We start from the raw sequence: 24899 nt of genomic DNA on the forward strand, positions 1-24899 counted from the left end.
GTCTCCGATCATGGCGCGGCCTCGACGGCATCGAGGTGGCGCAGCAAATCCATTTCGATCTCCGGCAGCATCCGGCCGGTCAGCGCCAGTTCCAGCGACGGCTCGGTGCCGGAGATGTGGCGGTCGGCCTGCTGAATGGCGATGACCGCCCAGCGCATGCAGGCCGCGGCCTCCCAATAGGCGACGGCGACAGGGTTAACCACGCGTCCGGCGGTTTCCTCGTAGCCGGCATAGAGGTCGGCGCGGTCGGCGATGCCGCCGGCCTCGCGGTCGTTGCGGCCGAACCGCCAGCAGGCGGCGCAGAACCAGCCCAGATCCTCCATGGGATCGGACCAGCCGGCGAACTCCCAGTCGATGATCGCGGTCAGCCTGCCGCCCCCGATGGCATCATCGACCATGTAGTTGCCGGTGCGGTAGTCGCGATGGCACAGCACGAGGTCGCCGGCCGGCACTGCGTTGCGCTCCAGCCAGCGCAGGCCATAGGCCAGCACCGGATCGCTGGCGGCGTAGCGCCCGGCCCAGCGGCGGAAATCTCCCACCGCCTGCAAGGCCGCCGTCGGTTCCGGTCGCGTCAGGAACTCCAATCCCTCCGTACCCGGCCGCACCCGGTGGATCAGACCGAGCTGCCGGCCGAGTTCACGGGCCAGTTCGCGCCGCGGCTCCTCGTTCTTGACGATGCGGAAGCCGGCGGCGACGCCCGTCGCCCGCCGCATGATGTAGAAGGGTGCCCCCAGCATGGCCGGATCGGCGCCGACGAACAGCGGCTCCGGCACCGTGGCGCCGGCGGCGAAGACGGCGCGCAGGACCGCGGCCTCCTCCGCCTTGCCCAGGCTGGCCGAGACGCCGGACGCCGATCCGGTGCGCAGCACGCAAGGATGGCGGCCGGATTGCGGCCCGCCGTCGATTTCCAGCGTCACCGCGAGGTTGAGCGAGATGGCGCCGCCGCTGAGCCGCCCCTCGTCGATCACGGTGACCGACCGCGCCCCGGCCTGTCCGGTCAGCCAGCTTTCAAGAGCGGCCTTTTGGTTGGGGGCAAGACCAGCCTTCCCGCCGCCGCTCACCGCCAGCCCCAGAAATCGTCGCCTTCGGCGAGGTAGCTGCGGCTCAGCACCATCTTATGGACCTCCGACGCACCGTCGACCAGCTTGGCCTGCCGGGCGTAGCGGTAGATCCATTCCAACACCGTGTCCTTGGAATAGCCGCGCGCGCCGCACAGCTGGATCGCGGTGTCCGCCGCCTTGAACAGCGTGTCGGCGACCTGGACCTTGGCCATCGACACCTCCTTGCGGGCGAAGCTGCCGCTGTCCAGCGCATGCGCCGCCTTCATGGTCAGCAGCCGGCCGATCTCGATCTGCATCGCCGTCTCGCCCAGCATCCACTGCACGCCCTCATGCTCGGCCAGCGGAATCCCGAAGCTTTCGCGTTCCTTCACGTAAGATCCGGCGATCTCCAGACAGCGCTTGGCAAGGCCGGTCCAGCGCATGCAGTGGGTCAGCCGCGCCGGGCCGAGCCGGATCTGCGTCACCTTCAGCCCGTCGCCGACCTTCATCACCACATTCTCGTCCGGGATTTCCAGCCCGTCGAAGATCAGCTCGCAATGGCCGCCATGCTCCTCCGGCCCCATGATCGGGATGCGGCGCTCGATGCGCCAGCCGGGCTGGTCCTTGTCGAACAGGAAGGCGGTCAGCCCCTTGCGCGGATCGTCCGAGGTGCGCGCCATCAGGATGAAGTGCTGCGCCGCGTCGGCCCCGGTGATGAACCATTTGCGACCCGTCACCACCCAGCGGTCGCCCTTGCGCTCCGCCCTGGTCTTCATCATCGACGGGTCGGAGCCGCCGCCCGGATGCGGTTCGGTCATGGCAAAGGCGCTGCGCACCCGTCCCTCGACGATGGGAGCCAGCCAGCGTTCCTTCTGGCCCGGCGTGCCGACCATGCTCAAGAGCCTCATGTTGCCGTCGTCGGGTGCTGCGGCGTTGAAGCAGACCGGGCCGAAGATGGAGCGGTTCATCTCCTCATAGCAGGCGGCGACGCCGACCATCGGCAGGCCGTGGCCGCCGGCCTCCTTCGGCAATTGCAGGGTCCACAGCCCAGCCGCCTTCACCTTGGCGCGCAGCGCCGCCAGCGGCGCTTCGGCGATGTTCTCGTGCTCGTCCCAGTTGGCGCGGTCGGCCTCGACGGGAAGGATCTCGTCCTCGACGAAGGCGCGGACGCGGCGGCGATAGTCTTCCAGCTCGGCGGGAAGGGTGAAATCCATGGAACCGCTCCGTTCGTTCAGAGGGAGGAAACCAGATGGCCGCCATCGACGGCCAGCACCGATCCGGTCATGTAGGCGCCGGCATCCGACGCCAGCAGAAGCAGCGGCCCGTCAAGATCGGCGAGCCGGCCGAGCCGGCGCTGCGGGATGCGCTTGACCAGCGCCTTGCCGGCATCGCTGGCGAAGAAATCGGCGTTCAGCTCGGTCTCGACATAGCCGGGGCAGAGCGCATTGACGCGGATGTCGTGGCGCGCCAGTTCCAGCGCCATCGCCTTGGTCAGCTGCACCAGCCCGCCCTTGGCGGCGATGTAGGACGAGACCTGCCCCGCCACCCGCATGCCGAGGATGGAGGCGATGTTGACGATGGCCCCGCCCTGCTTGTCGTCGCGCATGCGCTGCGCCACCGCGCGCGCCACGCGGGCGCAGCCGGTCAGGTTGGTGTCGATCACCCGGTCCCACTCCTCCTCGCCCATGTCGAGGAAGGGGCGGGTGGCGGTGACGCCGGCATTGTTGACGAGGATGTCGATGCGGCCCAGCGCGCCCCACGCCTCGCCCACCGCGGCGGCGACGGAGGCGGGGTCGGTGACGTCCATGGCGACGACGACGGCGCTGCCACCGGCGGCCTCGATGGCGGACCGCGTTTCGGCCAGCGCCTCGGTCCGCCGGGCGGCCAGCGCCACGCGGGCGCCCGCCTTCGCCAGGACACCGGCGAAGTGGCGGCCCAGGCCGCTGGAGGCGCCGGTGACGAGTGCCGTCCTGCCGGTCAGGTCGATGGAGACGCTCATGCTTCCTCCCATGGTCGGGATCGTTTGACGAGGCGGCGGGGCACGGCCCCGATCGGCACTCTTGAAAAATCGAGCGAGCGCTCGCTTTATATCCTTGGCGCCGATGATGTGCAAGAACGATCGGCATGGCAAACGATAGGACAGCCGGTATGAACAGCTTGCGCGACTTCCAGGCACGGCACGATCTGTCGATGGAGGCGCTGTGCGCCCGCATCCTGGAGCGGCATGCCGCGACGATCCGGGTGAAGAAGCCGGCGGTTGCCATCGGCAATCTGGCGCGCATCGTCGAAACCACGCTGATGCTGGCGAACCGCAAGGGCTTCCACTCCACCAGCCTGCGCGACCTGACCGAACAGTCGGGGCTGAGCATGGGGGCGCTCTACGCCTATTTCGACAGCAAGGACACGCTGCTGATGATGATCCTGGGCCAGGTCGTCAGCGTGGTGGAGGAGGTGCTGGGCCACCCGCCCGACGGGCTGGCGAACGACCCGGCCGCCCGGCTGCGCTGGCTGCTGAGCACCCACCTGTTCCTGACCGAGACCATGCATCCCTGGTTCGTCTTCGCCTATATGGAGGCAAAGTCCTTCCCCAAGGACGGGCGCGACCTTGCCGTCACCAGCGAGATGCTGACGGAGAGCATGATCGCCGACGCGCTGGCCGACGGCGTCGCCCGCGGCCTGTTCGCCATGCCCGACGTGACGATGACGGCGGCGCTGATCAAGCCGATGCTGCAGGACTGGTACGTGAAGCGCGCCAAGCACCGCCGCCGCGGCATCACGCCCGACCTCTATGCCGAGCAGTTGATCGCCTTCGTCGAGGCGGCGGTGGGGCTGAGGCGGGCTTAGGTCGTGGATACCTGATCGCGCAGCACCCGCTTGGTCACCTTGCCGTTGGCGTTGCGCGGCAGCGCGTCGCCCAGCAGCGTGACGTAATCGGGCACCTTGTACTCGGCGAGGCTGGCGCGGCAGAAATCGCGCACAGCGTCTTCGGTCAGGCTGCCGGACTTCGAAATGACGAAGACGTGGATCTTCTCGCCCAGCACCGGATCGGGATGGGCGACCACGGCCGCCTCCACCACGTCCGCATGGCGGACCAGCAGGTTTTCGACCTCCACGCTGTAGATTTTGTGGCCGCCGCGGTTGATGACGTCGTTCTTGCGGTCGTGGAGCCGCAGATAGCCGCGCCCGTCCAGCGTGCCGATGTCGCCGGAGCGCCAATAACCATCCACGAAACTGTCGCGGGTGGCATCCTCGCGGTTCCAATAGCCGCGGATGGTCATCGGACCGCGGATCCATACCTCGCCGCTCACCCCCGGCGGACATTCGCGGCCCTGATCGTCGACGATGCGCAGGTCGCCGCAGGGCACGCACATGCCGACCGAATCCAGGCAGGCGCGGGTGTGGCCGATGGGGACGACGCTGATAATGGTGGCGCATTCCGTCGAACCGTAGGCGTTCAGCAGATGCAGGCCGGGCAGCCGTTCTGCCATCGCCTCCACCGTCGCTTCCGGCATCGGGGCGCCGCCGAAGCCGCCGATCCGCCAGGACGACAGGTCGTAGCGGCTGAAATCGGCGCGCAGCAGGCAGAGATTGTACATGGCCGGGACCAGCACGGTGGCGGTCATGCGCTCCCGGCTCGCCAGGTCCAGGAAACCGGCGACGTCGAAGGCGGGCATCATCACGGTGCAGCCGGCGACACGGATCATCGCCATGACGACGGCGACCAGCCCGGTGACGTGCGAGGCCGGCACCGCCAGAACCGCCCGCTCGCCCTCGCGATAGTCCCAGCATTCCTCGAAATGCAGGGCGGAATGGATGATGTTCACATGGGCCAGCAGCGCGCCCTTCGGCTTCCCGGTGGTGCCGGAGGTGTAGAGGATGACGGCGGTGTCCTCCTCCCGCTGCGGCTCCGCGGACTGCGGAGGTTCGGCGTCGGTTTCCAGCAGGGCCTCGAAGGGCCGGCAGCCGTCCACCGCTCCGCCGACGGAAATGCGCGAGACGAGCGACGGCACCTCCGCGGCATCGGGCATCCGGTCGGCGAGACCTGAGTCATGGATCAGGATAGAGGCGCCACAGTCGTTCAGGATGCCGGCGATGCCCGGACGCTGTTCCCGCGCGCTGACCGGCACCGCGACGATGCCGGCGCGCGCCGCCGCCAGCAGGGCGATGAGGAACTCCGCGCGGTTGGACAGGACAAGCGCCATTCGGTCGCCCGGTTGGGCGCCTTGCGCCAGCAGGGACGCGGCGGCGCGCGTCACCAGCGCGTGCAGCTGCCCATAGCTGTAACGCCGCTCTCCATCGACCAGAGCCTCGCCATCCGGCCGGCGCACGACGGCGGCGCGGAACATGGCGTCGATGGTGGCCGGCCGCTCGCTGTAGCACGGTACGAGGCGCGTGCCGAAAAGCAACTCGCGCCGTTTGGAAACGCCGATCCCGTCCGGCCAGGCCATGCCGTTCCTCCCTGACGATGAAATTGGATTTTCTGGTGGAATTTCTGGATTCGGGCGATGCCGGGGGCTCGAACCTCTGCGGCACCACCGGCACCGCGCTTGTCGGTGTTGCGGAAACTATGTCATCCTACGAACTGAGTGTCAAATAGCGACACCATCAGTATAGCGAACATAAGGCCCGACGCGAGCGGAGCCGATGATTCGCGCGACCATTCCCCAATTCCGCACATCATCGAAGAGCAGGCGCCGGACGCCAGCCAATCGGGAGGAAACCGATGTCGACACCCCATTACGTGACCCTCGCCGACAGCCAGATGCGCGTCTGGCGCAGCGGATCGGGCCCCGACCTGCTGGTCCTTCCCAGCCTGATCGAAGCGGCCTCCGTCTGTGCCGACCGGCTGGCGAATGCCCTGCCGGGCTGGACCGTCACTGCGCTCGACCTGCCGGGAACCGGCGGGTCGGTCACAAGCTGGGCGGACGACGTCGCCGGACTGGCCCGCCTGATCGCCGATGCCGCCGGCCGGCTCGGCCTTGCCGGCTGCCCGCTGCTGGCCTTCGACCTCGCGGCTCCGCTGGCACGCGCCGTGCCGGCAACGGGATGGCAGCCGGACGGCGTGCTGCTGGTCGACACCGCCATTGCGGAGGGGTGGAGCGAGCGGGACTTGCGCCCTGCCCCGCTGACTCCCCGTGCGGATGGCACCCATCTGGCGGTGCTGTGGGCACATCTGCGCGACGCCCATGTTCTGGAACCGCGCGACGCCAGCCATCCGGCCAGGAACGGTGCTCCCCTGCCCGCCCCACGTGATCTGGATGCGATGCTGCGCAGCGCGGCCGTCGCACCGGACCGGTATGGAGCGCTGTGGGCGCTGTGCCTGGACGCCATGCGCGGGGACACCAGGGCCGCTGCCGGGGAGAGCCGCGCCGATGGGCTGGCGGAGGTCGTCAAGCATCTCGCGCCGATGGCCGCCGGCCGGAAAGCCGCCGCTCCGCTGCCGCCGGCCCGGCCCTTCGCCGATCCGCTGCGGGTCTGGCACGACTATGCCGACACGCCCCGTGGCCGCATCCACCTGCGCCGCGCCGGGCGCGGTCGGCCGCTGCTGGCTTTCCAGTCGGCACCGGGGTCGTCGGCACCGCTGCTGCCGCTGCTGCACGGGCTGGCGGCGGAACGGGAGGTCATCGCCCCCGATTATCTCGGCAACGGCGAGTCCGACAAGCCGGAGCGTGCGGTGGACATCGGCGTGCTTGCCGACGACATGCTGGCGCTGGCCGACGCGCTTGGGCTGGACGGGTTCGACCTGTGGGGAACCCACACCGGCGCCTTGGTGGCGCTCGACCTTACGGTCCGCCATCCCGAGCGGATCGGCCGCGCCGTGCTGGAAGCGCCGGTGCTGATCCCGGCGGACTTCAGCGCCGACATCCTCGACCATTACTTCCCGCCACTGGCCGCCGACCGCTGGGGTCTGCATCTGCTCCAGGCCTGGAACATGCGGCGCGACATGTTCCTGTTCTGGCCGTGGTACCGGCAGGAGCGCGCCGCCGCCCGCGATATCGGCGTCCCCGCCGCCACGGTGCTGCATGACTGGACCATGGGGCTGCTGGCGAGCGGCAGCCATTACGACCGCTCCTACCGCGCCGCCTTCCGCTACGACACGCGGACGGCCCTGGTGCGCCTGACCCGTCCAGCCCTGATCTGCGCCGGTCCGGCAGACATGCTGGTCGAAGGGCTGGCGGAGGCGAAGACGCTCGCCCCGGCCGGAACGGAGGTCACGCCGACCCCTGCCACCGTCTGGTATCCCGGTCAGGGTGCCCAGGCGGTGCGCGAAACCATCGACTGCTACGCCGCCTTCCTCGCCGGCAAGCCGGGGACGACAAATCCGCACCCGGTGTCATAAGGCGATACTGCCGCCGCTTCGCCTCAGCCGCCGATGGCGGGCCCCGGCTCAGCCGCCGATGGCGGACTGGGCGCGGGCGGCGCGGTGCAGCGGCGGGGCCGACAGCGAATAGAGGTTGGCCGAGATCTCCCGCACGGCATCGCGCATGTCGTCGAGGAAATTGGGCTGGCCGTTGCGGACGATGTGGGGGGTCAGGCCGGTCAGGCTGACGGCGGCGATCAGCCGGCCGTCCGGCTCGAACAGCGGCATGGCGATGGCGGCCAGCCCCTCGATCACGTCGTCGACCGCCACCGACCATCCGCGCTGCCGCACCTCCTCCAACTCCTTCGCCAGCTGGCGGGGGTCGGTGGTGGTGTGGGGAGTGAGCCGCGTCGTCCCGCGCGACAGCACGCGGTCGACCTCCACCTCCGGCAGATAGGCCAGCAGCACGCGCGGCGCCGCACCGCAGTTCATCGGCAGCTGCCCGCCGACGATCCACCAGCGCACCTCGACCGAGCGGTCGCTGTGGAACTGGTCCAGGCAGACCGCCGATCCATCGTGGTAGACCGACAGGAACACCGTGCTGCCCGTCGACTTCGCCAGCCGCGACAGGATGGTGGAGGCGATCTGGCGCAGGTCGCGGCGTTCCGGCACCGCCCCGGCCAGCTTCAGAATCTCAAGCCCCAGGCTGTATTTCTGGCTCTGAGGGTCGAAGGCGGCGAAGCCATCCTGCACCAGCGTCAGCAGGATGCGCCGTGCCGTCCCCTTGTCGAGCTTCGCGGCGCTGGCGACCTCCGTCAGGGTCAGTGTCGGACCTTCCCGATAGAAGCTGCGCAGCACGGCCAGGGCCCGCGACACCGCGCGGACGCCGAGACCGTTCTTTTCCGTGCCCTGCTCTGCGCCCTGATTGTCCGCGCCCTGGTTGTCGTCCTGTTCGGTGTCCATACGTTCAAGTCCCTTATGGATGTCCCGCATCTCGAGTCCAGGCGGAAACGCTGCTGTCCGGCACAGCCGGCGGAAGACGGTCGAACCGCCATCATCCCGCCGTGGTAGCAGCGCCGGCTAGCATTGATGGCAGGCGCGGAGTTCCGCAACCCCTTTCCGCCGTCCCTAACGCGATGCGCCGTTCGTGTCAAACAGTGACACCAATTTTGCCTGTTGACACGATCCGGCGCAAATGGTTTCCTTGCCCAACAAACAGAACAAGCGCGCCCCGCCGCCTTCGCGGATGGCCGGCGCCCCATGCTCCGGCACGCCGCCGTCCCCCGATTTCCCGGACCGGCCGCCGGCATCCTGCACGAGGGGAGGACTATGCACACCATCGCCCTTGGTGCGTTCACGGTCACGCGGATCGAGGAAATGCTGACGCCGGGCTTCGACCCCGGCTTCCTGTTTCCGGCCTACGACGATGCGATCCTGACCCGGAACCCCGAACTGGCCGAACCGAATTTCCTCGACCCGGCATCGAAGCGCCTGATGTCGAGCATGCACAGCTGGCTGATCCGCACCGACCGCCATGTGATCCTGGTCGATACCGGCTGCGGCAATCACAAGGAACGCCACACGCCCGGCTTCGAGCGCTTCCACATGCTGGACAAGCCCTACTTGCGCAACCTCGCGGCGGCGGGCGTGCAGCCGGAGGACGTGACCCTGGTCATCAACACCCACCTGCACATCGACCATGTCGGCTGGAACACCCAGCTGGTCGACGGGCGCTGGGTGCCGACCTTCCCCAACGCCCGCTACATCTACGGCGCACAGGAATTCAAGCACTGGCGTAGCCCGGAGGGCGGGCTGATCGGCATGCCGGGCAATGGCCCGGTGATGGAGGACAGCGTTCTGCCGGTCTGGGAAGCCGGTCAGGTCGAGCTGATCGAGGACGGCGACCGCATCCTCGACGGGCTTTCGGTGGAACTGGCCCCCGGCCACACCGCCGGCCAGATGTTCGTCCGGCTGGAGTCGGACCGGCACGCCGCCTACTTCACCGGCGACTGCCTGCACCAGCCGATGCAGGTGGCGCGCCCCGACTGGAACAGCCGCTTCTGCGAGGATCAGGCCCAGGCGGTGGCGACCCGCCGCCGGCTGCTGGACCACGCCGCCGACCGCGGCGCCCTGGTCTTCCCCGCCCATTTCGGCGCTCCCCACACCGGCTTCGTCCGCCGGACCGCCGAGACTTTCCGGTTCGAGCCGCTTGCGGCCTGATAATTCAGCCCGATCATACCCGAAAGGGACACCCTCATGAGCATCGCCGCCCTCGACGGCCCGGCCACGCTGATCGACACCCTGCGCACGGCGCTTGGGCCCGACGGCCTGCTGGATGACGAGAAGAGCCGGAATTTCTACGCCAACGACGTGTTCTGGCAGCCGGGCATCGCGCCGCTCGCCATCGCCCTGCCGCGCGACCGCGACGCGGTCGCCGCCACTGTGCGCGCCGCCCATGAGGCCGGCGTGGCGGTGGTGCCGCGCGGCGGCGGCATGTCCTACACCAAGGGCTATCTGCCCGAAGGCCCGAATTCGGTCGTCATCGACAGCCGCCGGCTGAACCGAATCGTCGATCTCGACACCGACAGCCTCTATGTGACGGTGGAGACCGGCTGCACCTGGGCGGCGCTGAACGAGGCGCTGGAGGGTACGGGCTTGCGCACCGGCTATTGGGGACCGCTGTCGGGCATCAACGCCACCATCGGCGGCGCCCTATCGCAGAACAGCGCCTTCTTCGGCTCCGCCCTGCACGGCACCGTGGCGGAAAGCGTGCTGGGTGTCACCGTCGTGCTGGCCGACGGGCGCATCGTCACCACCGGGTCGGGCGGACGCGTCGGCACCAAGCCCTTCACCCGGTCGGGCGGCCCCGACCTGACCGGCCTGTTCCTCGGCGACAACGGCGCCATGGGTTTCAAGGTGGCGGCGACGCTGCGGCTGCACCGCCGGCCGGAGCACACCGATTTCCTGTCCTTCGGCTTCGCCACCATGCAGGCGATGGCCGCAGCACAGGTGGAGATGGCGCGGGCGCGCTGCGTGTCAGAAGGCTTCGGCATCGACCGCACCAAGGTCGAGCATTCGGCCAGCGTCAACAAGCTGTCGGACGGGCTGAAGACGCTGGGCAACGTGGCGAAGGCCGGCAAGTCGCTGTTCCAGGGCGCCAAGGAGGCGCTGAGCGTCGCCACCGCCGGCACCGCCTTCCTCAAGGAGCACAACTTCACCCTCCATCTGGTGGTGGAGGGGCGCAGCGAGACCCAGCTGCGCGAGGCGATGCAGATTGTGCGCGAGATCGGCGCCCGCCACGGCAAGGAGATCGAGAACAGCGTGCCCAAGGTCATGCGCTCCAAGCCCTTCGGGCCGGTGCGCGGCATGCTGGGGCGCGAGGGCCAGCGCTGGGTCCCGATCCACGCTATCTTCCCGCTGGGCGACGCCGACAAGGTGGTCGCCGCCAACGACGCCTTCTTCGCGGAAAAGCGCGGCTTCATGGAGCAGCACGGCATCATCTATTCGGTGATGACCATGACGGTCGGCAACGACTTCTTCCTGGAGCCGGCCTTCTACTGGACCGACGAGATCACGCCGCTGCATGCCGCCAGCCTGGGCGACGAGGTGGTGAAGCCATGGCGCGACCGCCCGGCCAACCCGGCGGCGCGCAACGCGGTGGCCGAGCTGCGCCGCGCGACGCAGGAGCTCTATTGCAGCCTCGGCGGCGTCAGCTGGCAGGTCGCCCGCGACTATCCGTTCCGCGAGATCGTGACCCCCGAAACCTGGTCGCTGCTGGAGGGCGTCAAGCGCGCCGTCGATCCGCAGGGGCTGATGAATCCCGGTTCCCTCGGCCTCGGCCGCTGAGGACCGGGAGCGGAGACATCCACGCCATGGGCTACACCATCACCGAGAAGATCCTGGCACGCGCGGCGGGGCTGCCTGCCGTCCGCGCCGGACAGGACATCAAGGCGAAGCCGGACTTCGTGCTGGCCTACGACTTCCCCGGCTACACCGACGTCTATTTCAAGACGATGAAAGAGGATTTCGGCATCGAGCGGGTGGCCGAGCCGGAGCGCTTCGGCATCTTCATCGACCACATGGTGCCGACCGCCACCGCCAAGGAGGAGGAGCTGCACATCAACACGCGCAACTGGTGCGCGGAGAACGATGTGCCGCTGTTCGAACGGCACGGCATCGGCCATCAGGTGGCGGCCGAGGTCGGCTATGCGACGCCGGGCGCCTTCGTCGTCCATTTCGACGGCCATGTCAGCCAGCTCGGCACCTTCGGCACGCTCGCCATTGGCTTGCGCCGCAACGTGATGGAGGCCTTCGTCAGCGACACCGTGTCGATCCGTGTGCCGGACACCGTGCGGGTGAACCTGCGTGGGTCTTTGCGGCCGGGCGTGATGGCGCGCGACGTCTTCCACCATCTGGTGCGCCGGCTGGGGCCGAGTTCCTGCCGCTTCCAGGTGCTGGAACTCGGCGGGCCGTCGGTGGCGGCGATGTCGACGGAGGGGCTTCAGACCATCACCGGGCTCGCCATGTTCACCGGTGCTTTGACCGCCATCGTCAATCCCGACCCGGTGCGGCTGGACTACGCCCTGCCGCGCGCCCGCAAAAAGCTGGAGCCGGCGTCGAGCGATCCGGACGCCCACTATTCGGCCGTTCACGACATCGACCTGTCGGATCTGGAACCCATCGTCGTCGTCCCGCCGACCCCGGCGGACACCCGCGACCTGACCGAGTTCCTCGGGCTGGAGATCAATGCCGGCTATCTGGGATCCTGCGCGTCGGGCCGGCTGGAGGATCTGCGGGCGGCGGCCAAAGTGCTGGAGGGCCGGCGGGTCAAGACCGGCGTGTCGCTGCACATCGTGCCGACCAGCCAGGAGCTGATGGCGGCAGCGGCGCGCGAGGGTCTGGTCTCCACCCTGGTGGAAGCCGGCGCCTTCGTCTCCTCCCCCAGCTGCGATTACTGCTTCGGCCGCATCGCGACGATGACGGCGGGCCAGCGCGCGGTGTCGACCGGCACGCTGAACGTCCGCGGCCGCATGGGCAGCCCGGACTCCGAGATCTACCTCTGCAACGCCGCGGTGGTCGCCGCCTCCGCCATCGAAGGCCGGATCGCCGATCCGCGCCCGTACCTGTGAGGGCCGCCATGACGATGCCTGTTATGAGGGGCCGCGTCGCCTTCATCTTCGACGAGGTGAATTTCGACGTCGACCAGATCGTCGGCGTCAAGAACATCAAGATCACCGACGTGGCCGAACTGGCGCAGGTCGCCATGCAGACCTACGACCCGGACTTCGCCAAATCGGTGCGGCCGGGCGACCTGCTGGTCGGCGCCGGCAATTTCGGCTACGGCCACCCGCACTACCCGCCGATGAAAGCGATGCGCCATCTCGGCGTCACCGGGGTGATCGCGGAGTCCTTCTCGCCCGGCTACTGGCGCGGCGAGGTCAGCATGGGCTTCCCGCAGGTCAGCTGCCCCGGAATCCTCGGCTTCGTCCGGCGCTGGGACGAGATCGAGGTGGATTGGGCGGCCGGCGTGGTCCGCAACCACACCCAAGGCACCGAAATTCCCTTCGAGCCGCTGCCGCAGGCGGATGCCGAGATGATCGAGGCCGGCGGCCTCGTCCCCTTCCTGAAGCGGCAGGCGGCCCAGCAACGCGAACAAAAGGACCATGCCAATGTCTCGGGGATCTGAATTCCGCAACCGTGTGCTGGCGCAGAAGACCGTCTGGTCGGCCGGCGCCTATGACGCCCTGTCCGCCCGCTTCATCGAAGCGGCCGGCTTCGACGCGCTGATGACCTCGGGCTTCGGCGTCTCGGCCTCCTTCCTCGGCCAGCCGGATGCCGAGCTCTACACCATGTCGGAGAACCTGACGGTGGTCCGCAACGTGGTGTCGGCGGTCAATGTGCCGGTCATCGCCGACATCGACACCGGATACGGCAACGCAATCAACGTGATGCGCACGATCCGCGAGTTCGAGGCGTCGGGCGTGTCAGCCGTCATCATGGAGGATCAGGTGGCGCCCAAGCGCTGCCCGATCTGCGTCGGCGGGGTCGAGGTGATCCCGATGGACGAGGCGGTCGCCAAGATCGAGGCGGCGGTGGCCGCCCGGCGCGATCCCAACATGCTGATTATCGCCCGCACCGACGTGGTCGATCCGGCTGCCGCGATGGAGCGCGGGCGCGCCTATGTCGCCGCCGGCGCCGACATGATCCAGCCGATCAGCAAATGCTTCCAAAACATCGACGGACTGCGCGCCATGCGCGAGGCGGTCGGCGTGCCGCTGTCGTTGCAGCTGCTCGGCTGGCTGGAAAAGCTGTCGGCCGACGAGGTCGAGGAGGTGGCCGGCATGGCGACCTACGCGCTGGTGCCGCTGATGACCGTCGCCTCGGCGCTGAAGGAGAATCTGGCCGCACTCGCCGAACGCCGCTCCACCCGCGACCTGCCGCGCCCGGTGACCGACCACAACAGCTTCATCGACTTCATCGGCTTCCCGCAGATCGAGGAATTGCAGAAGCGCTACCTGAAGACCGCCTGACGATCCTTTGCCGGCGGGCACCGCCCGCCGGGGCCAAGGGCAACGCAAAAGACGACCAATCCACGGAGGAACCCCATGTTCGGTAGGCGCACTCTCCTTGCCGCCGCGGCGGCCCTGGCCCTGATCATTCCCGTCGCCGGCACCACCGGCGCACAGGCGCAGCAACCCCCGGTCCGCATCGCCCTCATCGGGCCGATGAGCGGCACCGGCGCCTTCGAAGGCCAGCTCGGCCTGGAAGGCGCGCAGGCGATGGCCGCGGTGATCAACGCCAAGGGCGGTGTGGCCGGCGGCCGCAAGATCGAGCTGCTGACCTATGACGACAAGGGCTCCCCCGAGGATGGCGTCAGCGCCGCCAAGCGGGCGATGGAGCAGGACAACGTCGACATGATCATCGGCGGCTGGTTCAGCGCCGTCGCCCTGTCGATGAAGGAAGTGACGCGCGACAAGATCATCACCGTCATGACCAGCTCCCAGCACCCGAAGGTGACGGAGGAGGGGCACAAGTACCTGTTCCGCCTGAACGCCACCTCGGCGATGATGTCGGAGTTCTATTCGAAGGCGATCTGCGACCGCATCAAGCCCAAGTCCATCGCCTTCATGAACGTCAACGACGACTGGGGCCGGCTGGAGCTGGACAACTACACCAAGCTGCTGACCGGCTGCGGCATCGAGGTGAAGGGGCACGAGTTCTACAACCGCACCGACACGGACTTCACCACCGCGCTGACCAAGCTGAAGTCGCTGAACGCCGACGCCATCTATGTCGCGGCGATCAACACCTCGCAGGGCGCCACCATCTACCGGCAGATCAAGCAGACCGGCTATCGCGGCAAGGTCATCGCGTCGGCCGGCAACATGAACCCGAAGCTGGTCGAGCTGTCCGGCAACTCTCTGGAGCAGGTCTATTCCGCCTCGCCCTTCACCGAGGACGGCGCCGCCCCGTCGCTGAAGCCGTGGCTGGACCAATACCGTAAGGACTACAAGAACGATCCGTCCTTCATCGCCGCGCTCGGCGCCCAGGCGGTGCAGACCCTCGCCTTCGGCGTCGATGCCGCCGGCGGCGATCCGCGCGCCTACGACAAGATTGCCGCGGCTCTGAAGTCGCAGGCGGTCCCGACCGTGATGGGGGAACTGCGCTTCTCCGACAAGGGACAGGCGAGCCAGGCGATCCATCTGGTGCAGGTCCAGAAGAAGCAGATCGTCAGCGTCCGGGACTGAGTGGCGGCTGGTGAAAATCCCTCTCCCAAAAAGGGAGAGGGAGACTCCCGACAGGAAGATTCGACATGGATTTCACCGTCTTCGCCCAGCAGATCGCGAACGGCCTGGTCAACGGGATGGCCTATGTGCTCATCGCCACCGGGCTGACGCTGGTCTTCGGGGTGCTGCGCATCGTGAATTTCGCCCATGGCGAGTTCTACATGCTCGGCGCCTACATCACCTATTTCGTCGGCACCCTGTTCGGGCTCGACTACATCGCGGCGGCGGCGATCTCGGCCGTGGTGGTGGCGGGGCTCGGCGTCGCCGCCAACAAGCTGATCTTCTGGCCGCTGCGCCGCGACCATGAATTCACCATCCTGCTGTCCAGCCTCGGCCTCGCCCTGCTGATCGCCAACGGCGGCGAGCTGCTGTTCGGCGCCGATCCGAAATATGTCGAGAGCCCCTTCGCCGACGAGGTGCTGGAGATCGGCACGGTGACGCTGACCCAGCAGCGCGTGCTGGTCTTCGCCGCCGCCGTGGTGGCGCTGATCGCGGTCTACCTGTTCATCCGCTATTCGCGCTTCGGCAAGATGATGCGGGCGACGGCGCAGAACCCGGACGGTGCGGCGCTGACCGGCATCAACATCGGGCTGGTCCACACCTACACCTTCGCGCTCGCCTGCGGGCTGGCGGCGCTGTCGGGCGCGCTGGTCGGCCCCACCGTGATGATCTTCCCGACCATCGGCAACTGGGCGGTCCTGAAGGGCTTCATCGTCGTCATCATGGGCGGTCTGGGCAGCGTCACCGGCGCCCTCTTCGCCGGCCTGCTGCTGGGCGTCATCGAATCGCTGGGCGGCGGCTACATCTCCCTCGGCTTCATGGAGGCCATCGGCTACGCGATGATCATCGCGGTCCTGCTGTGGCGCCCCAACGGCCTGTTCAGCACGGCGCGGGGTCTGCGATGAACACCAACTCTCATGGGCATTCCCTGGGCCAGCCCCTGGCAATCGCCGGCGGCATCGCCGCCCTGGCCGTCCTGCCCTTCCTGGCCGGCAACGCCTATCTGGAACATCTGCTGGTGCTGTGGATGCTGTATGCGCTGCTGGCGCTCAGCCTCAACATCGTGATCGGCTATCTCGGCGAACTCACCTTCGGCCATGCCGCCTTCGTCGGCGTCGGCGCCTACACCTCGGCGATCCTGTCGACGCAGCTGGGATTGCCGCCGCTGCTGGGGCTGCCGCTGGCCGGGCTGGTGGCGGCTGGCTTCGGGCTGGTCATCGGCTATGCCGCGCTGCGCGTGGTCGGGCCGCAGTTCGCCATCCTGACGCTGGGCTTCGGCGCCATCCTGTTCACCATCACCAACCATTGGGTCGATCTGACGCGCGGGCCCATGGGCATCACCGACATCCCGCCGATGGCAATCGGCCCGCTGGCCTTCGACAGCGCCCGCCCGACCTATTATCTGGTGCTGGCGCTGGTGCTGGCGACCGCCTATCTCTGCCACGCGCTGGTGGGCAGCCGCACCGGCCGCGCCTTCCTGGCGGTGCGGGAGAATGCGCCGCTCGCCGCCTCGCTCGGCATCAACGTCTTCCACACCAAGCTGATGGGCTTCGTCGCCGCCACCGCCATCGCCGGCATCGGCGGCGCCATCTACGCCCACTATATCCGCGTCATCACCCCCGACATCATGGGCGTCCACAATGTCGCCGCCCTGATCATCGTCGTCATCATCGGCGGGCGCGGCACCATCCTGGGTCCGATCCTGGGGGCGCTGGTCTATATCGGCCTGCTGGAATCGCTGCGCGTCGCCGGCCCGCTGCGCATGGTCATCTTCGCGGCCCTGCTGACCGGCACCGTCGTCTTCCTGCCGGGCGGGCTGATCAGCCTGTGGCAACGCTGGCGTAACGCCCACAAGTCGGAGAACAATCTGCCGGCCACGCCCACCGGCTTGCCCAGCACGGAGGGAGGTGCGAAATGAGCCCCGCCGCAAACTCAGGTGAAATCCTCGCCGTTAGCAACCTGACCCGCATCTTCGGCGGCCTGACCGCGGTGCGCGACGTCACCATGACGGTGCAGGCCGGCGAGGTGGTTGGGCTGATCGGGCCGAACGGCGCCGGCAAGACGACGCTGTTCAACATGCTGGGCGGCTCGCTGCCGCCCTCGTCGGGCAGCATCCGCTTCGCAGGCACCGACTGCACAGGCGCACCGTCGCACGTCATGGGCCAGCGCGGCGTGTCGCGCACCTTCCAGATCACCAGCCTGTTCCCCAGCCTGACCGCGCTCGACAATGTGCGCAGCGCCGCCTTCCGCACGACGCGGGCCGGCTGGGGGGCCGCCATCCTGCGCAGCCCGGCCTATCGGCGGGAAGAGGCGGAGCTGCGGCGCAAGGCGCTGGAGATCCTGGCCTTCTGCGATCTCGACCACCGCGCCGACACGCTGGCCGACGCCATGTCCTACGGCGAGCAGCGCCGGCTGGAGATCGCCATCGCGCTGGCCGCCGAACCGCGCCTGCTTCTGCTCGACGAGCCGGCCGCCGGCATGAATCCGGAGGAGGGCCAGCGGCTGGTCGAGATGATCCGCCGCATCCGCGCCCGCGGCGTCACCGTTCTGCTGGTGGAGCATCACATGCGCGTGGTCGCCAGCGTCTGCGACCGGCTGGTGGTGCTGGACCATGGGGTGAAGATCGCCGAGGGACCGCCGGCCAAGGTGCTGAACGATCCGGAAGTGATCCGCGTGTATCTGGGACGGGAGCCGGTCGATGCTTAAGGTCGAAGGTCTGAAGGTCCGCTACGGCCACCGCGAGGCGGTCCACAACGTCTCGCTGACCGTCGAGGACGGCGAACTGGTCACGCTGGTCGGCTCCAACGGCGCCGGCAAGACGACGACGCTGAAGGCGATCTCCGCCCTGCTGCGGCCGAGCGGCGGAACGATCACCTTCGACGGCGAGCGCATCGACAGGCTGGCGCCGCACCAGGTGATCGAGCGCGGGCTGGTCCATGTGCCGGAAGGCCGCCAGCTTTTCCCCGAGATGACGGTGCTGGAGCATCTGGAGCTGGGCGCGCTGCGCGGCCGGCCCGGCAGCATGGGCTTCGCCGAGCGGCTGCGCTGGGTCTATGAGCTGTTTCCCATCCTGGCCGAACGCCGCACCCAGAAGGCCGGCACGATGAGCGGCGGGCAGCAGCAGCTGGTCGCGTTCGGCCGCGGCCTGATGGCCAACCCGAAATGCCTGATGCTGGACGAGCCGACGCTGGGGCTGGCGCCGATCATCGTCGACACGCTGGCCGACACCATCAGGAACCTGCACGGCACCGGCATCACCATCCTGCTGGTCGAGCAGCGCGTGGATCTGGCGCTGCGTCTGGCCGACCGCGCCTATGTGCTGGAGACCGGGCGGGTGGTGATGGAGGATTCGGCCCAGACCCTGCTGGCCGATCCCCGCATCAAAACCGCCTATCTCGGGCTGTGACGGGCATGTCCGGCACGGAGGTGGTGGAGCGGGCACGGGCGATCCTCGGGCCAGCCCATGTGCTGGTCGGGCCGGCCGACACCGCGCCCTTCCTGGCGGACTGGCGCGGGCGCTACCGCGGTGCGGCGCTGGCCGTGGTCCGGCCGGCCGATGCGGCGCAGGTGGCAGCCATCGTCCGGCTGTGCGCGGAGACGGGCACGCCGCTGGTGCCCCAGGGCGGCAACACCGGCGTGGTCGGCGGCGCCATCCCCGACGACAGCGGACGGAGCCTCGTCCTCTGCCTGTCGCGCCTGACCTGCATCCGCGATGTCGATCCCATCGGCGACAGCCTGACGGTGGAGGCCGGCTGCACCCTCGCTGCGGTCCAGGCCACCGCCGAGGAAGCCGGGAGGCTGTTCCCGATGAGCCTGGGCAGCGAGGGCAGCTGCCAGATCGGCGGCACCATCGCCACCAACGCCGGGGGAACCGCCGTCCTGCGCTATGGCCCGATGCGCGACCTCGTGCTGGGGCTGGAGGTGGTATTGCCCGACGGCACGCTGTGGAACGGGCTGCGGGCACTGCGCAAGGACAACACCGGCTATGCCCTGAAGCACCTGTTCATCGGGGCGGAGGGCACGCTGGGCATCGTCACCGCGGCGACGCTGAAGCTGTTCCCAAGGCCGCAGAGCGTTGCCACCGGCTTCCTCGCCCTGCCCTCGCTGGATGCGGCCCTGCAAGTGTTCGCCCAACTGCGCGGTGCGCTGGGCGACCGGGTGACCACGGCGGAAATCCTGTCGGAGTCGCAGCTGGCCTCGGTTCTGGCCCATGTGCCGGGCACTGCCCGGCCGCTCGGCACACTCATGCCCTGGTATCTGGTGGTCGAGGTCACCGACCCGATGCAGGGGCTGGATCTGGCCGCACGGCTGGAGGATTTGCTGGCAATCGGGCTGGAGGACGGCAGCGTCGCCGATGCGGCCGTGGCCCGCAGCCAGGCTCAGGCGAATGCGATGTGGAAGCTGCGCCACAGCGTGTCGGAGGCCAACCGCAAGAGCGGCATCGTCGTCGGCCACGACACCGCGGTGCCGGTCGCCCGCATCCCCGACTTCGTCGCCCACGCCACTATGGCTATCGAGAGAGTGCGGCCGGATGCCCGTGTGGTGGCGGTGGGGCATATCGGCGACGGCAACATCCATCTGGTCGCCATCCTGCCGGACAGCCTCCGCACATCGGGCGAGCCGCTGGACCGCATCGCCCAGGCGATCAGCGCGGCGGTCCATGAACAGGCAATCGCGCTCGGCGGCACCATCAGCGCCGAGCATGGCATCGGCCAGAGCATGCGCGACGCGCTCGCCGCCTTCAAGGGACCGGCGGAAATGGCGCTGATGCAGGGCATCAAGCAGCTGTTCGACCCGCAGGGCCTGATGAATCCAGGCAAGGTCGTGGCGGCCCGACACTGACCTTTGTGCCGCCGGCTCAGGCCACCGCCGTTATCACATGCGCCTGAATTTTGCCGTCGATGGGACCGTCGGCGAAATGCCGGGCGATGGCCTGGGCGGCGAGGTCCGTCACCTCGTCGAGACGGCTTGCATCCCGTGCCTCGATCTCCAGGCGCATGGGCGTTCCCTGGCAAAAGCCGGTCGCCGGATCGGCAGCCGTCGCCGCCCGGCTGCGCAGGGTCACGGTCTCGATTGCGATGTCGGTGAAGCCGGCTTTTTGGAGGTCGTCGCGGACCCGCCCGGTGTCATGGTAGCCATGCGGCGTCCGTGCCATGAAGCCGAGCGGATCGTCGGGAAAGGCCGCGGCGACGGCAGCGCTGACGACCGCGGCGATCTCGTTGTCCTCGATCCGGTCCCACACGCTGAACAGGAAGCGGCCTCCCGGCTTCAGCACCCGGCGTGCTTCGGCAAACCCCGCGGGCTTGTCCGGGAAGAACATCACGCCGAACTGGCAGACGAGCGCATCGAAGCCATCGCTCTCGAAGGGCAGGCTCAGGGCGTTCGCCTGCCGCCATATCACCTGCGAGGCATCCAGTTTCTGCGCCGCATGGTCGAGCATCGGCTGATTGAGGTCCGTCGCAACGAGTTCGACGCTTGCCGGCAGGGTCTGGACCAGGGCGCGCGTCACGATCCCGGTTCCGGCCGCCGTTTCCAGAATCCGCCCCTCCATCCCCACAAGCCGCCGTGCCATATCGCCGGCATAGGGTTCGAACAGGAGGGGGCCGAGATAACGGTCATAGAGTGCCGGAATCGCCCCTGCGAATGCCTTGTCCACGTCAGCCATGTCGCCCCCCATTTCAAAATGCGGGATCGCTCAGCTTATTCCCCGCCGACGATGCGGGCGACGGCCAATTGGGGGCGGACGCCTGCTCCTTGGGTCCGGCAATCGACGAAATCGCAACAAAAAGCCCTGTAGAGCCATGCGTTTCGGCATGGCTCTACAGGGCGTGCAGTTATCTTAGGAAATGGATTGTTCAGCGGTCCGACCGGGTGAGGAGCCGCAGGACCAAGGCTGCGGCCGAGGCGGCTGTGGCGACGGCGACCACGCCGTTCCAGCCCCAGGCGGCCAGGGCCTGGCTGCCCAGCGTGGCGCCGGCCGCCATGCCGATGAACATGCCGACCATCAGCACCGCGTTCAGGCGGCTGCGGGCGGCCGGGTCGATGCCGTAGACGATGGTCTGGTGGGCGATCAGCGAGGCCTGGACGCCCAGGTCGAAGCCGACGGCGCTCGCCACCAGCAGCCACAGGCGGCCACCCTCGGGCAGCAGCGGCGACAGCGCCATGGCGGCGAAGGACAGCACGGCCAGACCGGCGCCCAGCCGGGTCATCAGCGCCGGGCCGCGGCTGTCGGCGATGCGGCCGGCAATCGGCGCCACCAGCGCACCGGCCGCACCGGCCAGACCGAAGGCACCGGCCGCAGCGGCGCCCAGATGGAACGGCGCGCCATGCAGCATCACCGCCAGGGTCGACCAGAAGGCGCTGAAGCCCAGCGACAGCAGACCCTGCGCCATCGCCGCCCGGCGCAGGCCGGGATGACGGGCCCACAGCGTGACCAGCGACCCCAGCAGCTCGCCATAGCCAAGATCGGTCGTCGGCGCGAAGCGCGGCAGCCCACGCCACAGCGCGGCGCCCAGCAGGGCGATGCTGCCGGCGGCGGCAACGAACACGGCACGCCAGCCGAACTGTTCGGCGATGACGCCGCTGACCACCCGCGACAGCAGGATGCCCAGCAGCAGGCCGGTCATCACCGTGCCGACCACCCGGCCGCGATGCTCCGCCGGGGCCAGCGTCGCAGCGGCGGGGACGATGTCCTGCGCCAGCGTCGCCGAAAGCCCCATCACGAGGCTCGCCGCCAGCAAGCCGCCGATGGACGGCGCGAAGCCCGCCGCCAGCAGGGCCGCGACCAGCACCGACACCTTCGCCAGGATGATGCGGCGGCGGTCGAAGCGGTCGCCCAGCGGCGCCAGCAGCAGGATGCCGAAGGCGTATCCCAGCTGGGTCAGCGTCGGCACCCAGCCGACCGTCCGGTCCGCCGCCCCGATGTCGGCGCCGAGCACGCCCAGCATCGGCTGGCTGTAATAGAGGGTCGCCGCCGCCAGACCGGTGCCCGCGGCCATCAGGAACACCAGCGGCCGGCTCATCCCTCCGTCATGCGCAGGCGCCAGCGGGATTGCACTTGCCATCGGCGTTGCATGCGCGGTTTGAATGGTTGTCATCGTTCGATCCCCTCAAGGGCAAACAGTGTCTTGGTTGAGAGGGAGTATGGCGGCGGGGCGCAGGAGACGGTAGCCGGACCGGGTGTAGATTTGCTATACGCTTCACGTATGAGCAATGACCTCTCGGCGGTCGGCAGCGACCGCATCGCCCTGCTGGAGACCTTCGTCCGCATCGTGGAGGCGGGGAACCTGTCGGCTGCGGCCGCACAGCTGGGCAGCACCCAGCCGACGGTCAGCCGCCGCCTGCAACTGCTGGAACGGACGCTCGGCGTCCGGCTGCTGCACCGCTCCACCCACCGGATGAACCTGACGGAGGACGGCACCCTCTGTTACGAGCGGGCCAAGGATCTGCTGGCCGGCTGGCAAATGCTGGAAAGCGATGTCCGCGGCGCCGACGACCAGCCGACCGGCCATCTGCGGGTGCTGGCACCGCATGCGTTCGGGCAGCAGCAGCTGATCGGGCCGGTGGCGGACTATCTGCGCCGCTATCCGCGGATGACGGTGGAATGGCTGCTGCACGACCGCATGCCGGACTTCATCGCCGAGGGCATCGACTGCGCCATCCGCGTCGGCGAGATCGCCGATCCGTCGGTGGTCGCCCTGCGGCTGGCGGAAGTGCCGCGGATCGCCGTCGCCTCCCCCACCCTGCTCGGCGGCCGGCCGCTGCCGCAGCATCCGGACGAGTTGGCGGACCTGCCCTGGCTGGCTCTGCGCACTTTCTACCGGGGAGAGGTGACGCTGACCCATGCCGGGACCGGCGAGACGGTCGGCTTCCCCATCCGGCCGCGCCTGTCCACCGACGGGCTGCAGGCGATCCGCAACGCGGCGCTCCTCGGGCTGGGGGCGGCCATCGCCTCGCAATGGGCGCTGGTGGACGATCTTGCGGCGGGCCGGCTGGTGCATCTGGCGCCGGACTGGCAGGCGCCCACCCTGCCCGTCAGTCTGGTCTATCATCCCGCCCGCCACCAGCCGGCCCGCCTGCGCCGTTTCATCGAGGTGATGCGCGTCGCCGTGCCCCTCGCCTTCCGCGCGGTGCAGGCGCCATAGCGTCAAAAGGCGGCAGCATTGCCACGGCTTTGCTATGGTGTCCGCGACTTGTTCAGGAAGGCCGATGTTCATGCACGAGTATGTCCGCAAAATCCTCACCGCGCGCGTCTATGACGTGGCGATCGAAAGCCCGCTCGACCCGATGCCGCGGCTGTCGCAGCGCCTGAACAACATCGCCCTGCTGAAGCGCGAGGATCTGCAACCCGTCTTCTCCTTCAAGCTGCGCGGCGCCTACAACAAGATGGTCGGGCTTCCGCCGAAGGCGCGGGAGCGCGGGGTGGTGTGCGCGTCGGCCGGCAACCACGCCCAGGGCGTGGCGCTGTCGGCGCAGAAGCTGGGCATCAAGGCGGTGATCGTCATGCCGCGGACGACGCCGGCCATCAAGGTCCAGGCGGTCAAGAGCCGCGGCGGCAAGGTCGTTCTGCACGGCGACGTCTTCGACGACGCCTATCTCCATGCCCGCCAGATTGAGGCCGACAAGGGGCTGACCTTCATCCACCCCTATGACGATCCCGACGTGATCGCCGGCCAGGGCACCGTCGGCATGGAAATCCTGCGCCAGCACCCGCACCCGCTGGACGCCATCTTCGTGCAGATCGGCGGCGGCGGGCTGGCCGCCGGAATCGCCGCCTACGTCAAGTTCCTGCGCCCCGACGTGAAGGTGATCGGCGTCGAGCCCGACGACGCGGCCAGCATGGGCGCCGCCATCGCGGCCGGAAAGCGCGTGCAGCTGGATCAGGTCGGGCTGTTCGCCGACGGCGTCGCCGTCCGTCAGGTCGGATCCGAGACCTTCCGGCTGTGCAGCGAACTGCTGGACGAGGTCATCACCGTCAACACCGACGAGATCTGCGCCGCCGTCAAGGACATCTTCGAGGACACCCGCGCCATCACCGAACCGTCGGGTGCCGTCGGTCTGGCCGGCCTGAAGAAATATGCCGGGCGCGAAGGGTTGCAGGGCAAGGGGCTGGTGGCCATCGGCAGCGGCGCCAACATGAATTTCGACCGGCTGCGCCACATCGCCGAACGGGCGGAGATCGGCGAACGGCGCGAGGCGCTGCTCGCCGTCACCATTCCCGAACGGCCGGGCGCCTACCGGCAATTCATCCAGGCGCTGGGCAAGCGGTCGATCACCGAATTCAACTACCGCTACGCCGACGACCGCGAGGCGCAGATCTTCGTCGGCGTCCAGCTGACCGAGGGCGATGCGGAGAAGCGCCAGATCATCGATCTGCTGCGCGGGCTGGACTGCCCGGTTCTGGACATGAGCGACAACGAGATGGCGAAGCTCCATGTCCGCTACATGGTCGGCGGCCGGGTGCGCGGGTTGAAGGACGAGCTGCTCTACCGCTTCCAGTTCCCGGAGCGGCCGGGCGCCCTGCTGAAGTTCCTGAACGGCCTGGCGCAGGAGTGGAACATCTCGCTGTTCCATTACCGCAACCACGGCGCCGACTATGGCCGCGTGCTGGCCGGCATCCAGGTGCCGGACAAGGACCGGACGCGGTTCCGGCGCTGCCTGGACGAGCTTGGCTATCCCTGCTGGGATGAGACCGGCAACCCGGCCTACCGGATGTTCCTGGCCGAACCGCAGGGCTGATGCCCGGAGCGCTCCCTAAAAGCTGGCAAGTTG

General features: G+C 68.6%; 22 protein-coding genes. 15 read left to right on the forward strand and 7 right to left on the reverse strand.

Annotation, left to right across the window (positions count from 1 at the left end):
- Positions 1–8 precede the first annotated feature (8 nt).
- The 3 genes from CRT60_RS11065 to CRT60_RS11075 are packed head-to-tail and all read right to left on the reverse strand — an operon-like array spanning position 9 to position 3039.
- Positions 9–1061 carry a phosphotransferase family protein gene (locus CRT60_RS11065; RefSeq protein ID WP_098736483.1) on the reverse strand — a complete coding sequence of 351 codons (1053 nt, stop codon included), beginning with the start codon at positions 1059–1061 and terminating at the stop codon, positions 9–11.
- Complete coding sequence (locus tag CRT60_RS11070; protein ID WP_098736484.1) at positions 1058–2254, reverse strand: acyl-CoA dehydrogenase family protein; 1197 nt, start codon at positions 2252–2254, stop codon at positions 1058–1060. The genes CRT60_RS11065 and CRT60_RS11070 overlap by 4 nt, the downstream gene beginning before the upstream one ends.
- 17 nt (positions 2255–2271) lie before the next feature.
- The gene (locus CRT60_RS11075) at positions 2272–3039 is read right to left on the reverse strand and encodes an SDR family NAD(P)-dependent oxidoreductase (RefSeq protein ID WP_098736485.1); all 768 of its coding nucleotides are present in this window, start codon (positions 3037–3039) and stop codon (positions 2272–2274) included.
- 149 nt (positions 3040–3188) lie between these two features.
- Here CRT60_RS11075 and CRT60_RS11080 point away from each other — a divergent pair, with 149 nt between their 5' ends.
- Positions 3189–3884 (forward strand): TetR/AcrR family transcriptional regulator, encoded by a 696-nt coding sequence (locus CRT60_RS11080; protein WP_098736486.1) that lies wholly within the window; start codon positions 3189–3191, stop codon positions 3882–3884.
- On the opposite strand, the gene CRT60_RS11085 is transcribed toward CRT60_RS11080, so the two are convergent.
- Complete coding sequence (locus CRT60_RS11085) at positions 3881–5488, reverse strand: class I adenylate-forming enzyme family protein (RefSeq protein WP_098736487.1); 1608 nt, start codon at positions 5486–5488, stop codon at positions 3881–3883. The genes CRT60_RS11080 and CRT60_RS11085 overlap by 4 nt on opposite strands.
- A gap of 275 nt (positions 5489–5763) precedes the next feature.
- Here CRT60_RS11085 and CRT60_RS11090 point away from each other — a divergent pair, with 275 nt between their 5' ends.
- Complete coding sequence (locus tag CRT60_RS11090; RefSeq protein WP_098736488.1) at positions 5764–7380, forward strand: alpha/beta fold hydrolase; 1617 nt, start codon at positions 5764–5766, stop codon at positions 7378–7380.
- 48 nt (positions 7381–7428) lie between these two features.
- On the opposite strand, the gene CRT60_RS11095 is transcribed toward CRT60_RS11090, so the two are convergent.
- Positions 7429–8304: an IclR family transcriptional regulator gene (locus tag CRT60_RS11095; protein ID WP_098736489.1), complete on the reverse strand. Its 876-nt coding sequence runs from the start codon at positions 8302–8304 to the stop codon at positions 7429–7431.
- 366 nt (positions 8305–8670) lie between these two features.
- On the opposite strand from CRT60_RS11095, the gene CRT60_RS11100 reads away from it, so the two are divergent.
- The 11 genes from CRT60_RS11100 (at position 8671) to CRT60_RS11150 (ending at position 19970) form a co-directional block, all read left to right on the forward strand.
- Positions 8671–9561: an MBL fold metallo-hydrolase gene (locus CRT60_RS11100; protein ID WP_098736490.1), complete on the forward strand. Its 891-nt coding sequence runs from the start codon at positions 8671–8673 to the stop codon at positions 9559–9561.
- A gap of 36 nt (positions 9562–9597) precedes the next feature.
- Positions 9598–11187 (forward strand): FAD-binding oxidoreductase, encoded by a 1590-nt coding sequence (locus tag CRT60_RS11105; protein ID WP_098736491.1) that lies wholly within the window; start codon positions 9598–9600, stop codon positions 11185–11187.
- A gap of 26 nt (positions 11188–11213) precedes the next feature.
- Positions 11214–12470 carry a 3-isopropylmalate dehydratase large subunit gene (locus CRT60_RS11110; protein ID WP_098736492.1) on the forward strand — a complete coding sequence of 419 codons (1257 nt, stop codon included), beginning with the start codon at positions 11214–11216 and terminating at the stop codon, positions 12468–12470.
- Positions 12471–12478: 8 nt separating this feature from the next.
- Complete coding sequence (locus CRT60_RS11115) at positions 12479–13027, forward strand: 3-isopropylmalate dehydratase small subunit (protein WP_167421683.1); 549 nt, start codon at positions 12479–12481, stop codon at positions 13025–13027.
- Positions 13011–13871: an isocitrate lyase/PEP mutase family protein gene (locus CRT60_RS11120; protein WP_244592408.1), complete on the forward strand. Its 861-nt coding sequence runs from the start codon at positions 13011–13013 to the stop codon at positions 13869–13871. The genes CRT60_RS11115 and CRT60_RS11120 overlap by 17 nt, the downstream gene beginning before the upstream one ends.
- Positions 13872–13946: 75 nt before the next feature.
- Positions 13947–15089 (forward strand): ABC transporter substrate-binding protein, encoded by a 1143-nt coding sequence (locus CRT60_RS11125; RefSeq protein ID WP_098736494.1) that lies wholly within the window; start codon positions 13947–13949, stop codon positions 15087–15089.
- 65 nt (positions 15090–15154) lie between these two features.
- A complete protein-coding gene (locus CRT60_RS11130; protein ID WP_098736495.1) occupies positions 15155–16033 on the forward strand; it encodes a branched-chain amino acid ABC transporter permease in 879 nt (292 codons plus the stop codon).
- Positions 16030–17046 (forward strand): branched-chain amino acid ABC transporter permease, encoded by a 1017-nt coding sequence (locus tag CRT60_RS11135; protein ID WP_098736496.1) that lies wholly within the window; start codon positions 16030–16032, stop codon positions 17044–17046. The genes CRT60_RS11130 and CRT60_RS11135 overlap by 4 nt, the downstream gene beginning before the upstream one ends.
- A complete protein-coding gene (locus CRT60_RS11140) occupies positions 17043–17834 on the forward strand; it encodes an ABC transporter ATP-binding protein (protein WP_098736497.1) in 792 nt (263 codons plus the stop codon). Before CRT60_RS11135 ends, CRT60_RS11140 begins: the two co-directional genes overlap by 4 nt.
- On the forward strand, positions 17827–18534 hold the full coding sequence (locus CRT60_RS11145; protein WP_098736498.1) for an ABC transporter ATP-binding protein: 708 nt from the start codon (positions 17827–17829) through the stop codon (positions 18532–18534). Before CRT60_RS11140 ends, CRT60_RS11145 begins: the two co-directional genes overlap by 8 nt.
- Positions 18535–18539: 5 nt before the next feature.
- Complete coding sequence (locus CRT60_RS11150; RefSeq protein ID WP_098736499.1) at positions 18540–19970, forward strand: FAD-binding oxidoreductase; 1431 nt, start codon at positions 18540–18542, stop codon at positions 19968–19970.
- 16 nt (positions 19971–19986) lie between these two features.
- Here the strand turns inward: CRT60_RS11150 and CRT60_RS11155 are convergent, their stop codons facing one another.
- On the reverse strand, positions 19987–20793 hold the full coding sequence (locus CRT60_RS11155) for a class I SAM-dependent methyltransferase (RefSeq protein ID WP_098736985.1): 807 nt from the start codon (positions 20791–20793) through the stop codon (positions 19987–19989).
- Positions 20794–20983: 190 nt separating this feature from the next.
- Positions 20984–22150 (reverse strand): MFS transporter, encoded by a 1167-nt coding sequence (locus tag CRT60_RS11160; protein WP_244592409.1) that lies wholly within the window; start codon positions 22148–22150, stop codon positions 20984–20986.
- A 183-nt stretch (positions 22151–22333) separates the two neighbouring features.
- Here CRT60_RS11160 and CRT60_RS11165 point away from each other — a divergent pair, with 183 nt between their 5' ends.
- On the forward strand, positions 22334–23272 hold the full coding sequence (locus CRT60_RS11165) for a LysR family transcriptional regulator (RefSeq protein ID WP_167421685.1): 939 nt from the start codon (positions 22334–22336) through the stop codon (positions 23270–23272).
- A gap of 34 nt (positions 23273–23306) precedes the next feature.
- Positions 23307–24866 carry a threonine ammonia-lyase, biosynthetic gene (gene ilvA, locus CRT60_RS11170; protein ID WP_098736501.1) on the forward strand — a complete coding sequence of 520 codons (1560 nt, stop codon included), beginning with the start codon at positions 23307–23309 and terminating at the stop codon, positions 24864–24866.
- Positions 24867–24899: the final 33 nt, after the last annotated feature.

It is taken from the genome of Azospirillum palustre, from assembly GCF_002573965.1.
GTDB lineage: Bacteria > Pseudomonadota > Alphaproteobacteria > Azospirillales > Azospirillaceae > Azospirillum > Azospirillum palustre.